Here is a 12,759-nt window from a genome sequence, read left to right as displayed (position 1 = left end):
CTCCCCATGAACACATGGACCCGGCACACCAACCGGCCCTACACGTACCGCCGTTCCGGCATCGAGCCGATCGCCGCGGCAACCGCGTCCGCCATCGGCTCGGCGTCGCGCGGAGCGAACGTCGAGACCGTGATCCTGATGCCGGGTGGCGCGCCGATCCGGAAGCGGGCCCCGGGCGCGACGGCCCAGCCGGCGTGCAACAGCCGCGCGACCGCGCCCGTCTCGTCCGGGACGGGCACCCACACGTTCATCCCGCTGCGCCCGTATGCGGCGATCCCGCGCTCGGCGAGAGCGGCGATCAGCGCCTCCCGGCGTCGGCCGTACGCCGCCGCCACGGCCCGGGGGTCCACCGCGCCGCCGGCCCACAGGTGCACCACGGCCCGCTGCAGCAGCAGACTCACCCAGCCGGGCCCCAGCCGCTGCCGCCCGCGCACCCGGTCCACCGTGACAGGGTCACCGGTCAGGACGGCCAGGCGCAGGTCGGGGCCGTACGCCTTGGCCGCGGAGCGGACGACGGCCCAGCTGTGCGTCACACCGGCGAGCGGATGCAGCGGCAGGTCGACGATCCGGTGGCCGTGGTCGTCCTCGACCAGCAGGGTCTCCGGGTACGTCCGGAGCACCGACCGCAGGGCACGCGCGCGCCGGGCGGTCACGGCGGCGCCGGTCGGGTTCTGCGCCCGGCTCGTGACGATCAGGGCGCGCGCGCCCGCCGCCAGGGCGCGTTCCACGCCGTCGGGGACCGGCCCCTCCTCGTCGACGCCCACCGGAACCGCCCGCAGACCCAGCGCGGGCACGAGGTCGAGAAGGCTGCCCCAGCCAGGATCCTCCACGGCGACGGCGTCCCCGGGTTTGAGATGGGCGGCCAGTACGCGTTCCAGTGCGTCGAGCGATCCGGAGGTCACGACGACCGGCCCGTCCGGCACTCCGTCCGCGTCCAGGTCCGCGCGGGCCAGCCGCGCGAGGTCGGGGTCGACGGCCGCCTCCCCGTACATGACCGGTGCCCGGTCCGCCCGCTCCGCGGCCGCCGCGAACGCCTCGGCGAGGCTTGGCAGCAGGGCGGGATCGGGGTTGCCGTCGGCCACGTTCCGCACGCCCGGCGGGACGTCGACGCGGATGTGGTCCCGAGCGGTGGTGACGGGCTTGGGACGGACACGGCTGCCCCGGCGCCCGGCGGTCTCGATGACCCCGCGTTCCCGCAGCGTGCGATAAGCGGCCGCGACCGTGTTGGGATTCACGCCCAGGTCGGCCGCCAACTCCCGCATCGGCGGCAGCACATGGCCCGGCTGCAGATCTCCGGCACCCACCGCACGCTCGACGCTCGCGGCAATCTCGGCTGCGCGACGCCCTTCGATCCGATACTCTCCTAGCACAAACAAGATTATGCACTAGTGCAATGGAGAGCGCAATGCCGGAGACGAGCACCCAGCCAGGGACGCCGCAGCCCGCTGCCTACACCCCGACCGACCGCACCGTCCCCACCCGTTCCAAGGAGCGCGCCGCCTACGACCACGAGCTGGTGCACTCGATACTCGACGAGGGTTACGTCTGCCATCTCGGCTTCGTCCGCGACGGCGCGCCGGTCGTGCTCCCCACCCTGTACGGGCGCGTCGGCCGGCGGCTCTACGTGCACGGTTCGACGGGCTCGCGCCCGCTGCGGATGACGGGCCAGGCCGACCCCGGGCTGCCCGTCTGCCTGACGGTCACCCATGTCGACGGCCTGGTCCTCGCCCGCTCCGCCTTCCACCACTCGATCAACTACCGCTCCGTGGTGGTGCACGGCATCGCCCACGAGGTCACGGACCCCGAGGAGCGGCGCACGGCCCTGGACGCGCTCGTCGACCACGTCGTGCCCGGCCGTTCCTACGACTCCCGGCCCGCCAACGCCAAGGAGCTGGCCGCGACCGCCGTGATCAGCCTCGACCTGGACGAGGTCTCCGCCAAGGTGCGCACCGGCGGTCCGAACGACGACCGCGAGGACCTGGCGCTCCCCCACTGGACCGGCGTCGTGCCCCTGACCAAGGGATACGGCACACCGATCCCCGCCGACGACCTGGCTCCCGGCATCGAGCTGCCTGACTACCTGACGACTCTGTGAGGCGAGGGCGGGCCTGAGGGTGTCGCCATCCGCGGTGATCGGGCAGGTGCGGGCCGGCACCCGTACCCGTACCCGTACCGCGATGGCACCTCCACCGGCGCCCGGCGCCGGACCGGGACCCTCAAGCCCGCCGACCCGTCACACGAGCGCCGTCTCCTCCCGAGGTACCGCGCGCGTGGCCGACTCCGCGGCGCGTGCCTCCGCGACCGCGAGTCCCGCGACCGAACCCAGCATCAGCAGCGTGCCGACGAGGGTCGCAGCCGTCAGCCGCTCACCCAGCAGGCCGACCGCGAGGACCGCGGCGCTCACCGGCTCCAGAAGCATGATCACCGACACGGTGGCCGACCGGACCACGGCCGCACCCGCGAAGTACAGGGCATAGGCGATCGCCGTGGGGACGGCGGCGATGTACGCCAACAGGGCCAGGATATGGGCGGGTTGAGCGGTGTGCGGGACGAGACCCTCGGCCAGACCGAGCGGCAGCAGGCACACCGTGGTCACGGCGAACGCCCACACCGACGTACCGGAGGAGTCGATCCCGCCGTCCCGGCCCCACCACCGCGTGAGCAGCGTCATCAGGGAGTACCCGGCGGCCGACGCGACCGCGAGGACGACACCCCACGGCCGCACGGTCGCTCCCCCGTTGCCGAGCACCAGCACCGCGAGTCCGGCGAGCGCCCCGGCGACGGCGGTGACGCCACCGCGCCCGAGCCGTTCGCCCAGGGTCAGCCGAGCTCCTAGGGCGATGAGCACGGGACCGGCGCCGAGCGTGACGACGGTGGCCACGGCGAGGCCGGTCGCCTCGACCGCGGCGAAGTAGGCGGTCTGGAAGACGGCGAGCCCGGCGCCCGTGACACCGATCCGCAGCGCCTTGCGGCCGAGCGGCTCACGCACCGGGGGCTTGACCCGCGGGCGGAGCAGGCGCACGGCGAGCAGCAGGACGAGTCCGCCCGCGCAGCGCCAGAAGGACAGGGCGACCGGCCCCATGTCACTGGCCCGGTAGACCAGCGACGCGGCCGCGCCCGCGGTGCCCCAGGCGACACCGGCGACGATCAGATAACGGAGGCCTCGCCCGACAGGCAGGCCGGAAACGGCATTCGACATGTGTTCTCTCCACGGAGACGCAGAAGCTCGGGAAAGGACCGCGTCGCCACGGGCACGCCGACCGCGCCGCCGGTGCATGACATACAGCCGCCGATGCATGACATACAGCAGCTGATACACGGCGTACGGGAGCCGGCGCGCGGGTCGCGGCCGAAGCGTGCGCGGGGCACGGCGGCCGGCGCGCGGAGCGCGGGCGTACGGAGGGTCCTGGGACTTCTTCTGCGGGCAGCACCGTCCGCCCGGCGGCAGTGCCGGGTGTTGATCCGGAGGGCCCGCCTCAGGCGGCCGGAGGCGGAAGAACGAGTGCGCGCGAATGCATGATCAGCACACTAGGCGGCGGTGCCGCGCGCGGACAACTCCCTTTCGGCGTCGCCCGCACCGGCCGCGACCGGCTCTTCCGCGGCTTTCACGGGCGCCGAGGACTGTGCGATGAACGCGCCCACGAGCACGACGCCACCGCCGATGATCTGCGGCGCCGACAGGTGCTCGCCCAGCAGGACCCAGGCGAGGACCGTCGCGATGACCGCCTCCAGACAGGCCACGACACCGGCCACCTGCGGCGAGAGCCTGCGCACGGACACCACGCCGGTCACATACGCGACGACGGTGGCGATCAGCACGATCCAGCCGAGCAGCAGCGCGGCCGAGACGGAGGTGCCGTTCATGTCCGCGCTTCCCCCGAGCACGGACCAGTCCATGGTCCAGGGCCGCGCGACGACGGTCAGCACGAGAGTGCCGACGAGCAGCCCGTACGCGATGACGCCGAGCGGATCCGGCGCCTGGGCGCCCGCGTCGCTGCCCTGGTCGGACAGGACGAAGTAGCCGACCTGGCAGCAGGCGGCACCCAGGGCGAGGAGCAGCCCCAGGACATCGAAGCTGAGCCCCGACCACACCTCGACGACACAGGCGAGGCCGCCGACCGCGAGGACGACACCCAGTGCGGCGGCGCGCGTCACGGGCCGCCGCTGTACGAACCGCACCCAGCCCAGCACCAGCGCGGGCGCGAGGTACTCGACGAGCAGCGCCACTCCGACCGGGATCCGGGAGATCGAGGCGAAGTAACAGGCCTGGACACCGGCCACGGCGAGCAGTCCGTACCCGGCGAGCAGCGCGGGACGCCGCCGTACCAGCGAGCGGTGACGGACGGCCAGGGGCAGCATCACCAGCGCGGCGCCGGCGACCCGCAGCCACACCACGTGGAGAGGATCCAGCCCCGCCTCGATCAGCGGCTTCGCCGCGACACCCGATCCGCCGAAGGCGACCGCCGAGACGAGGGCGATACCCAGGCCGACGCCCTTGCCCTGGTGAACCTGACTGCTTGGAGACGTGTGCACCGGGACATGATGACAGGCGCGGTCATGACCGTCACCCCGGATGACACCTGTCTCATACGGTGGACGCCCGGCGGAACCGCCAGCGGTCGCCCTTCGCACGCCCCGGGGCACCGGCCCTCACCACACGGCGTCACGACCACGGCCACGGCCACGACCACGACCATCGGACCCGCGTCGTCACCGCGCCACGTCACCACCCCCGAGCGCACGCTCATCGCACCGCATCACTACCGCCGGGCGTCCGCCCGCAACGCGCCACGTCACCTCTGCCGGGCACGCAGCTCACCGCGCTACGTCACCCCCGCCGGCGTACTCCTCGCATCCCGCGTCGATGCGCCGCAGCAGCTCACGAGGGTCCACGCCGGCCCGGCCCAGCACCTCGACGGCCCGCGAGTCGGGGTCCGCGATGACGGCCGCGAGCATGTCGACCCCGCGAGGCCGTGGGTCGCCGCGTCGTTCCGCGCGGGCGCAGGCGCCGTCCATGGCTCCGGCCGCCACCGGCGACCAGCCCGTGCCGGACGTCATGACCGGTACGGCACCCGAGTCCTCGACCGCGCTCTGCCAGCGCAGCCCGTAGCCGATGCTCCGCTGTACGAGATAGCCGAGCAGCCGCGCGACCTGCGGACCACTGTCGAAGACCGCGCGCACCTCGGGATCGGACTCCAGGAGCGAGTGCAGCAGATGAGCCGTGTCGACCTGCCGGTCCCCGTCCCGCAGCGCCCGCCTGCGCGCACCGGCCACCACCGAGGCCAGCTCGGCAGTGAGCCTGGCGTCGACATCCGGGCGGTGGGGCCCCTGTTCGGCGGCCGGTTGCTGGGGAAGACCGTAGTGCACACTGCTACCCCATCAGCCTGCCGGGAGTGGAGCATCCCCGGCGGGAAGCATCTTGCCGTCCGACACAGGTTGGGCATCCGCGGGCGGGGTCTCCTCCCTACGGATGACATCGCACCGTCTTCCCTCATGGGCGCGCGCCGCCTTGCCGCGCGCCCCGTGCGCAACCGCGCCACTCCGGCGCACGTCGGAACTGACATGGAGAGCGGGGGCTGGCTGGTGGCCCTGCCGGCGGTCGACGGCAGGCAGTACGTGTACCGGGTGTACGCCCCTGAGGACGCGCTGCTCGCCGACCTGTTCTGGGAGGCGTGGCACTGCCACGACGAAGGCCCCTTCCCGCGCGCGTGGGACCTGTTCGACGCCGCGGTGATACGGCGGCTGGGCTGACCACCACTCGGCGCACAGCGGCCGGAAGGCCGCACAGGGCCCCGACCCCTCCGCAATTCCTGACGGTTCATCAGTATTGAATGTTCCAGGCCCTGCGGCTACGTTCCGCGACACCGTAGCTGCGCTCGGCGCAGCGCCCGACAGAAGGGGTGGCCGCATGGCCGAAGTCAGCGCGGAAGCACGGATCGAGGCGCCCGCCGAGAAGGTCTGGGCGCAGCTCACGGACTTCTCGTCGTACGGCGAGTGGAACTCCACGCACACGAACTTCCCGAAGGGCGGCCCCGAAGTCCTCGCGAAGGGCGGCACGTTCGAGGAGAACATGAAGCTCATGGGCTTCCCGGCCGAAGTCAACTGGACGATCGAGGAGCTGGAGCCCGCCCGCACTCTGGCGATCCGCGGCAAGGGCCCGATGTCCGTGACCGTCGTCACGCGTTACACGCTGATCCCGGACGGCGAGGCGACCACGCTCCGCATAGACGGCGAGTTCACGGGCGCCGCCGTCTCCCTGATGGCGGGCAAGCTCAAGGATTCGGCGACGGCCGCGCTCAACGAGTCCCTGCGCAAGCTGGCAGGTCTGGTGTCCTGAGCCACTGGGCCACACCCGAGCACGAAACACGAAAGAGGCGCCCCGCGGAGAGATTCCGCGGGGCGCCGTCGGTTCACGGACCACGGTGGGCCGTCAGTCCTCGTCGGCGAGGATCAGATACAGCTTCTTGCGGGCTTCGTTGATGACCGTCAGCGCCTTGTCGCGCTGGTCCTTGCTGCCGGTCTTCCAGACCTGGCCGAACGCCTCCATCAGACCGAAGCCGGCCTGCCGGATCTCGCTCAGCGCCTCCCAGTCGACCCCGCGCCCGGCCTCTTCCCAGGGTGCGTCGGGACCTTCGTCGGCCGCGGAACGGCCGGCCTCGGTGAGCGCGAACAGCTTCTTGCCGCCCTCGCTCTCACTGGCGATCAGGCCCTCGTCCTCCAGCAGTTGAAGGGTGGGATAGACCGAGCCCGGGCTGGGCTTCCACGCCCCGCCGCTGCGCTCGGCGATCTCCTGGATCATCTCGTAGCCGTGCATGGGCCGGTCCTTGAGCAGGGCCAGGATCGACGCGCGCACATCGCCGCGTCGCGCCCTTCCCCGCGGACCGCCCCGGCCGCCCCGTCCACCCCAGGGACCCGGGCCGAAGCCGGGTCCACCGAAGCCTGGACCACCGGGCCCGAAGGGCCCGAAAGCCCCCCGGCGCCCCTCGAAACCGCCCCGACCCGGATGGCCGGGCCCGCCATGACGTCCCTGTCCGTGTTCGTATCCGAATTCCTGTCCATGGGAACGCATCGCAATCACTCCATTCCATCGTTGATCAGTCGCGATGTGTCAACGATATATCGGAACAGCTCGGCTGGCAAGCACTGAGGTGAGCACTCGGGCTGCGCGATAGCGTGGCGATCATGGGGGACTGGGAAATCCGGCCGGCATCGGTGGCGGACGTCGAGGCAGTGGCCGAGTTGCGGGCGATCGTGCTGCGGGCGGATCTGGACCGGCTCGGGCGGTACGACGCACAGGGGGTGCGGCAGCGGCTGCGGCTGCGAGACGGATTCGGCCCGTCCTGCACAACCTCCGGTCCAGAAACCCCGAATTGGCCTTGGCCGACCGCTTCGCACCGGCGCTAGCTTCAGCTCATGCGGATTCGAATCGTCGACGCCTTCACCGACCGTCCCTTCGCCGGCAACCCGGCCGGGGTCCTGCTCCTGGACGCCTTCCCGGACGACGAGTGGCTCCAGAACGTGGCCCGCGAGGTCAACCACGCCGAGACGGCGTACGCCCACCGCCTCCCCGAGGGCGGTGAGGCCGACTGGGCGCTGCGCTGGTTCACGCCCGCCACCGAGGTCGCGATGTGCGGCCACGCCACGCTGGCCACCGCGCATGTGCTGCACACCACCGGCAGTCACGAAGGGCCGGTGCGGTTCGCCACCCGCAGCGGCGTCCTCATCGCGACACCCCACGAGGACGGCTCCCTCACCCTCGACTTCCCGACCGCGCCGCTCACCCCCGTCGAGGTCCCGGAGGGCGCCGCCCAGGCCCTGGGCGCCGAGCCGCTCGCGGCCTTCGACACCGGCCCGAACGTGGGCGACCTGCTGGTCGAGCTCGCCGACGAGAAGACCGTCCGCGGCCTCACCCCGGACCACAAAGGCCTCGGCCGGCACTCCGAGCGCGGGTTCATCGCCACCGCCCGCGCCGAGGACCCGTCCCGGGGATACGACTACGTCTCGCGCTGCTTCTTCCCGAACGTGGGCATCGACGAGGACCCGGTCACCGGCAGCGCCCACACGGCGCTGGCCCCCTTCTGGTCCGAGCGCCTCGGACGGCCGTCCCTCACCGGCCTGCAGGCCTCACCCCGCTCCGGCCGCGTCCGCACGGAACTGCGCGGCGACCGCACCCTGCTCACCGGCCACGCGGTCACCGTCATCGAGGGCGACCTGCTCGCCTGACAGCGCCCGGAGGGGGCGTACGCACCAGAGCGCCCGGAGGGGGTACGCACCAGAGCGCCCGGAGGGGGCGTACGCACCAAGCCGTTCGCCCCCTCCGGGCAGGGACTCCCTCGGACAAGGACTCCCCGTGGAGAGACTCCTCGCGCCACGGCTCACGCCGTGGGCAGCCACCCCACCTTCCCGGCCAGCAGCGCGTATCCCACGAACGCGCCGATGTCGAGCAGCGAATGGGCGACCACCAGCGGGCCGACCCGCCCCCAGCGCCGGTACAGGTAGACGAAGACCAGGCCCATCGCCATGTTGCCGAGGAACCCGCCGACGCCCTGGTATAGGTGGTACGAGCCGCGCAGCACCGCACTCGCCACCAGCGCCGTGCCCGGTGTCCACCCCAACTGCCCCAGCCGGCGCAGCAGATAGCCGACGACGATCACCTCTTCGAGGACCGCGTTCTGGATCGCGGAGAGGATCAGGACCGGGTACTTCCACCACACGTCGGGCAGCGCCTCCGGCACCACCGTGAGGTTGAAACCGAGGCCCCGGGCGGCCAGATAGAAGGCGATGCCCGTGCTGCCGATCACCGCGGCGATCGCGGCGCCCCGGCCGAGGTCCGGCCAGGGCCGCGTACGGTCGAAACCGAGCGTGCGCAGCCCCGCTCCTTCCCGCATCAGGAAGTGCGCCACGAGTGCGACCGGCACCAGCGCGGAGGCGATGCCGAAGAGCTGCCAGGCCAGATCCAGCCACGGCCGGCCCGGAGCGGCCGAGGCGTTCAGGGTGGCCGCCTGGTCCTTGAGGCCACCCGGTTTGGTCACCGATCCCACAAAGCTGATCAGTGCCGAGACCCCGCTCGCGCCGAGCGAGAGTCCGAGAACGAGCAGGGTCTCGTCCCGGAAAATCCTTCGTGAGGGCCCCTCTTCAGGAAAAGATCCGGCCACCGACCCCGCCTCCACCTGCACTCCCGCCACTAGTTGAGTAATCCCGTCTCATGCCCATCTTTGCCCCGCTAGGGTCTCGAAAGAAGTTGCGAAGATCGTGCGCGACAGGCCGTTGGGGGGACGGGCACCATACGGGGCGTATCTCCCCTGTGCCTGCCATTCGGCTGCTTCACGGTTCACCGTTCACCAGGGAGGGGCTTCATCGGCATGGGACGACACAGCTTGCCCGACGGGTACGGGGCGGGCGCCGCCGGCCCCCGGCCACGCGTCCGCCGCCGTAACGTGGCCCTCGCCACCGCCCTCGTCCTCGCCGTCGCGGCGGGGACCGCGGCCGCCGTCCGGGGCGGGCTGCTCTCCTTCGGCTCCTCCTGCCAGGACCAGGCGGTGCGGCTGAAAGTCGCCGCTTCCCCCGATGTGGCCCCCGCCCTCAGGGCCGCGGCCGCTCACGCCCGCGACAACGACATCACCTCTGACGGCCGCTGCCTGGACATCAGGGTGACCGCGCGCGAGGCGTACAAGGTCACGGACGCGCTCCGCTCGGGCAAGCGGTCCGACGTGCAGGTGTGGGTGCCGGACTCGGATGTATGGGTGCAGCGCGTCGCCGCCGACAGCAAGGCGACCCAGGTCACCCAGGCCGGCAACATCGCCTCCTCGCCGGTCGGCGTGGCCGTGGTCCCGGCGGCCGCCAAGTCCCTCGGGTGGCCCGACAAGACATACACCTGGGCCGAGTTGGCGGGCGCGGCCATGCAGGACGACCGGCTGAAGCTCGGCGCGGCCGACCCGTCGCGCAGTGCGGCCGGCCTGCTCGCCCTCACCCGGCTGAGCTCCACCACCGCCTCGGCCAAGGGTGGGGACACCCAGGTGGCGGCCATGGCGAAGGCGTTGTCGCAGCGCACGGCCGACAGCGACAGCCAGGTCCTAAAGACCCTCCCCCGCGACTCCTCCGGCGCCGAGCAGGGCAACCCGAAGCGCAATCAGGCGCTGGTCCTCTCCGAACAGGCGGCCTTCGCCCACAACTCCTCGGCGGGCAGCGCGGACGAACTCGACCTCTTCTACCCGAAGGACGGCTCACCGCGCCTCGACTACCCGCTCACCCTGGTCGACGAGTCACGGCTGACCACGGACGAGAGCCGTGCCGCCCTGCGGTTCATGACCCTGCTGGACCAGCCGGACGGGCGCGCGATCCTGGCGAAGCACGGCTTCCGGACGCAGGCGGACTCCGCCCCGGACGCGCTGATCACCCGGGCCGGCGGCCGAACCCCGCAGCCGTACGCGGTGTCCGCGCCCGAACCGGCCTCGGCGAAGGCGCTCCAGGAGGCGCTCGGCATGTGGACGATCACCGTGCAGAGCGCCCGCGTCACCGCGGTCGTCGACGCCTCCGCCTCCATGACGGAGGAGGTGCCGGGCACCGGCCAGTCGCGGATGGACGTCACCAGAGCCTCGCTCCTGCAGGCCCTCGCCACCTTCACGCCCGAGGACGAGATCGGGCTGTGGGAGTTCTCCACGAAGCTCGACGGGAACCGCGACTACCGCGTGCTCGTACCGACCGACCGCCTCGGCGACCGCAAGGGCAGCGGCACCCAGCGGGACAAGCTGTCCGCCGCGTTCAGTGGCCTCAAGCCGGTGCCGGGCGGCGCGACCGGCCTGTACGACACCACGCTGGCCGCCTACAAGGCGGCCACCGCGTCGTATGTGAAGGGCAAGTTCAACGCGCTGGTCATCCTGACCGACGGGGTGAACCAGGACCCGGGCAGCGTCTCGCGCTCCACCCTCGTCGACGAGCTGGAGCAGCTGGTCGACCCGAACCGTCCGGTGTCCCTGATCGCCATCGCCGTGGGCCCGGACGCCGACAAGGAGGAGGCCGAACAGATCGCCAAGGCGACCGGCGGCTCGGGTCACGAGGTCAGTGAGCCCTCGCAGATCCACTCGGTGATCCTGAAGGCCATCGTGGAGGCGGGCAGTCAGGGCTGATTCCCCCACGCGCGACCAGGTGCTGCCGCGAAGCCTCCGGCGTCACCCGAGTGGCACCGGCTCCGGCAGCCCCACGGGCCACGTGTGCACCGGCTCCCCCGCATGCATCAGCTCGCTGTACCGCTTGGTCGTCGCGGCCAGCGCCGCGTCGCGCCCGAGCCCCTTCTCCAGGGCGCGGTGGAAGGTGGCAGCCTGCCAGCTGGCGCCGTTGACCCGCCGCCGGCACCGCTCCTCGATCACCCCCAGGTAGAAGTCCCGGTCGGCCGGCTCCACGCCCCATGCGTCGAGCCCGGCCGCGGCCAGCGGCAGCAGCTCGTCGCGCACCAGATGCACGGCGTCCACCTGGGCGGTCCCGCCGTACCGGCCCCGGCGCGGCCACTCCAGGCGCGCGTCGATGCCGTCGCGGCAGGCGGCTTCGAAGTTGGCCGCGGCCGCCTCGAAGGGCAGCCGTGTCCACACGGGCCGCGCCTCGTCGGCGAGCGCGCGGACGACGCCGTAGTAGAAGGCGGTGTTGGCGATGACGTCGGTGACGGTGGGCCCTGCGGGCAGCACGCGGTTCTCGACGCGCAGATGAGGAACGCCGTCGGCGATGTCGTACACCGGCCGGTTCCAGCGGTACACGGTGCCGTTGTGCAGCACGAGTTCGGAGAGCTTCGGGATGCCGCCCGCGTCGAGCACCTCCAGCGGGTCCTCGTCGTCGCAGATCGGCAGGAGCGCCGGGTAGTAGCGCAGGTTCTCCTCGAAGAGGTCGTAGGCGGACGAGATCCACCGCTCCCCGAACCAGGTGCGCGGCCGGACGCCCTGGGCCTGCAGCTCGGGCGGCCGGGTGTCGGTGGACTGGAGGAACAGCGGCGGCCGCGACTCCCGCCACAGCTCGTGACCGAACAAAAACGGAGAGTTGGCACCGACCGCGACCTGCGCCGCGGCGACCGCCTGCGCGGCGTTCCACACGTCCGCGAACCGCCCCGGCGTGACCTGGAGATGCAACTGCACGGAAGTGCAGGCGGCTTCGGGCGCGATGGACCTCGACGTGCAGACCAGACGCTCCACGCCGTCGATGTCGAGCGCGAAGTCCTCGCCGCGGGCGGCCACGATCTGGTCGTTCAACAACGTGTAGCGATCGACGTCCGAGAGATTCGAGGAGACCAGGTCGTCACGGCCGAGCGTCGGCAGAATGCCGATCATCACGATTCCGGCGTCGACTTCGTTCGCTTTTCGATGGGCATACGCGAGCGAGGTGCGCAACTCCTCGGAGAGCTGGTCGAATACCCGGCCCGCCAAACGATGGGGAGCGATGTTCACTTCCAGATTGAACATGGCGAGTTCTGTTTGGAAATCTTTGCTCGCTATCCGCTCCAGTACTTGCGCATTCATCATTCTCGGCATGCCGTCGGGCCCGGCGAGATTCAGCTCGATCTCCAGGCCCATCAGATTCTTCGGGCGCTCGAACCGCTTCTCGTCCAGCAACCGCTCCAGTCCCGTCAGACACTGCCGGAGCTTGCCCCGGTAGCGCTGACGGTCGGACAGGTCGAACGAGCCCGCCGCGACCTTCTCTCCCATCGGGGTATCCCTCCTCGGATGGGCAGGCCGACGCTCCGCCCGCGATGTCGTCCACGGTCACGGGGGATGATGC

Annotated in this window: 12 protein-coding genes and 1 pseudogene; 6 read left to right on the top strand and 7 right to left on the bottom strand. The window is 71.7% G+C overall.

Going from position 1 to position 12,759, the window contains the following annotated elements:
- Positions 1-38: 38 nt before the first annotated feature.
- Positions 39-1,370: an aminotransferase class I/II-fold pyridoxal phosphate-dependent enzyme gene (locus ACFVYF_RS12190; protein ID WP_389454791.1), complete on the bottom strand. Its 1,332-nt coding sequence runs from the start codon at positions 1,368-1,370 to the stop codon at positions 39-41.
- A gap of 35 nt (positions 1,371-1,405) precedes the next feature.
- Here ACFVYF_RS12190 and ACFVYF_RS12185 point away from each other — a divergent pair, with 35 nt between their 5' ends.
- Entirely contained in the window at positions 1,406-2,095 is a 690-nt protein-coding gene (locus ACFVYF_RS12185) for a pyridoxamine 5'-phosphate oxidase family protein (RefSeq protein WP_389454789.1), read from the top strand.
- Positions 2,096-2,233: 138 nt separating this feature from the next.
- On the opposite strand, the gene ACFVYF_RS12180 is transcribed toward ACFVYF_RS12185, so the two are convergent.
- From ACFVYF_RS12180 to ACFVYF_RS12170, 3 genes are all read right to left on the bottom strand, one after another.
- Positions 2,234-3,199 (bottom strand): DMT family transporter, encoded by a 966-nt coding sequence (locus tag ACFVYF_RS12180; RefSeq protein ID WP_389454787.1) that lies wholly within the window; start codon positions 3,197-3,199, stop codon positions 2,234-2,236.
- A 329-nt stretch (positions 3,200-3,528) separates the two neighbouring features.
- Positions 3,529-4,533, bottom strand: coding sequence for a DMT family transporter (locus ACFVYF_RS12175; RefSeq protein WP_389454785.1), 1,005 nt, complete (start codon positions 4,531-4,533; stop codon positions 3,529-3,531).
- A gap of 282 nt (positions 4,534-4,815) precedes the next feature.
- Positions 4,816-5,367, bottom strand: coding sequence for a Clp protease N-terminal domain-containing protein (locus ACFVYF_RS12170; RefSeq protein WP_389454783.1), 552 nt, complete (start codon positions 5,365-5,367; stop codon positions 4,816-4,818).
- Positions 5,368-5,562: 195 nt separating this feature from the next.
- On the opposite strand from ACFVYF_RS12170, the gene ACFVYF_RS12165 reads away from it, so the two are divergent.
- Positions 5,563-5,751 (top strand): hypothetical protein, encoded by a 189-nt coding sequence (locus tag ACFVYF_RS12165; RefSeq protein ID WP_389455473.1) that lies wholly within the window; start codon positions 5,563-5,565, stop codon positions 5,749-5,751.
- Between the two features lie 157 nt (positions 5,752-5,908).
- On the top strand, positions 5,909-6,337 hold the full coding sequence (locus ACFVYF_RS12160) for an SRPBCC family protein (RefSeq protein ID WP_389454781.1): 429 nt from the start codon (positions 5,909-5,911) through the stop codon (positions 6,335-6,337).
- A gap of 93 nt (positions 6,338-6,430) precedes the next feature.
- Here ACFVYF_RS12160 and ACFVYF_RS12155 read toward each other — a convergent pair whose 3' ends face one another.
- The gene (locus tag ACFVYF_RS12155; protein ID WP_389454779.1) at positions 6,431-7,069 is read right to left on the bottom strand and encodes a PadR family transcriptional regulator; all 639 of its coding nucleotides are present in this window, start codon (positions 7,067-7,069) and stop codon (positions 6,431-6,433) included.
- Between the two features lie 113 nt (positions 7,070-7,182).
- On the opposite strand from ACFVYF_RS12155, the pseudogene ACFVYF_RS12150 reads away from it, so the two are divergent.
- Both ACFVYF_RS12150 and ACFVYF_RS12145 read left to right on the top strand, forming a co-directional pair.
- Positions 7,183-7,347, top strand: a pseudogene (locus ACFVYF_RS12150) (GNAT family N-acetyltransferase); the annotation flags it as partial.
- 66 nt (positions 7,348-7,413) lie between these two features.
- A complete protein-coding gene (locus tag ACFVYF_RS12145; RefSeq protein ID WP_389454777.1) occupies positions 7,414-8,223 on the top strand; it encodes a PhzF family phenazine biosynthesis protein in 810 nt (269 codons plus the stop codon).
- 152 nt (positions 8,224-8,375) lie between these two features.
- Here ACFVYF_RS12145 and ACFVYF_RS12140 read toward each other — a convergent pair whose 3' ends face one another.
- On the bottom strand, positions 8,376-9,176 hold the full coding sequence (locus tag ACFVYF_RS12140) for a CPBP family intramembrane glutamic endopeptidase (protein WP_389455472.1): 801 nt from the start codon (positions 9,174-9,176) through the stop codon (positions 8,376-8,378).
- A gap of 186 nt (positions 9,177-9,362) precedes the next feature.
- Here ACFVYF_RS12140 and ACFVYF_RS12135 point away from each other — a divergent pair, with 186 nt between their 5' ends.
- Positions 9,363-11,126, top strand: a complete 1,764-nt coding sequence (locus ACFVYF_RS12135; protein WP_389454775.1) for a substrate-binding domain-containing protein — start codon at positions 9,363-9,365, stop codon at positions 11,124-11,126.
- A gap of 42 nt (positions 11,127-11,168) precedes the next feature.
- Here ACFVYF_RS12135 and ACFVYF_RS12130 read toward each other — a convergent pair whose 3' ends face one another.
- Complete coding sequence (locus ACFVYF_RS12130; protein ID WP_389454773.1) at positions 11,169-12,686, bottom strand: glutamate--cysteine ligase; 1,518 nt, start codon at positions 12,684-12,686, stop codon at positions 11,169-11,171.
- Between the last annotated feature and the right edge of the window lie 73 nt (positions 12,687-12,759).

Source organism: Streptomyces sp. NPDC058274, from assembly GCF_042881375.1.
In the GTDB taxonomy this organism is placed as follows: Bacteria; Actinomycetota; Actinomycetes; order Streptomycetales; family Streptomycetaceae; genus Streptomyces.
Note: the sequence above shows the minus strand (reverse complement) of the source record. Positions and strands in the feature narration are given on the sequence as shown.

Excerpts from the sequence above, each read along its gene's own strand:
- ACFVYF_RS12165 (WP_389455473.1), top strand. The coding sequence starts at position 5,563 with ATGGAGAGCGGGGGCTGGCTGGTGGCCCTGCCGGCGGTCGACGGCAGG.
- ACFVYF_RS12160 (WP_389454781.1), top strand. The coding sequence starts at position 5,909 with ATGGCCGAAGTCAGCGCGGAAGCACGGATCGAGGCGCCCGCCGAGAAG.
- ACFVYF_RS12180 (WP_389454787.1), bottom strand. The coding sequence starts at position 3,199 with ATGTCGAATGCCGTTTCCGGCCTGCCTGTCGGGCGAGGCCTCCGTTAT.
- ACFVYF_RS12155 (WP_389454779.1), bottom strand. The coding sequence starts at position 7,069 with ATGCGTTCCCATGGACAGGAATTCGGATACGAACACGGACAGGGACGT.
- ACFVYF_RS12135 (WP_389454775.1), top strand. The coding sequence starts at position 9,363 with ATGGGACGACACAGCTTGCCCGACGGGTACGGGGCGGGCGCCGCCGGC.
- ACFVYF_RS12185 (WP_389454789.1), top strand. The coding sequence starts at position 1,406 with ATGCCGGAGACGAGCACCCAGCCAGGGACGCCGCAGCCCGCTGCCTAC.
- ACFVYF_RS12145 (WP_389454777.1), top strand. The coding sequence starts at position 7,414 with ATGCGGATTCGAATCGTCGACGCCTTCACCGACCGTCCCTTCGCCGGC.
- ACFVYF_RS12130 (WP_389454773.1), bottom strand. The coding sequence starts at position 12,686 with ATGGGAGAGAAGGTCGCGGCGGGCTCGTTCGACCTGTCCGACCGTCAG.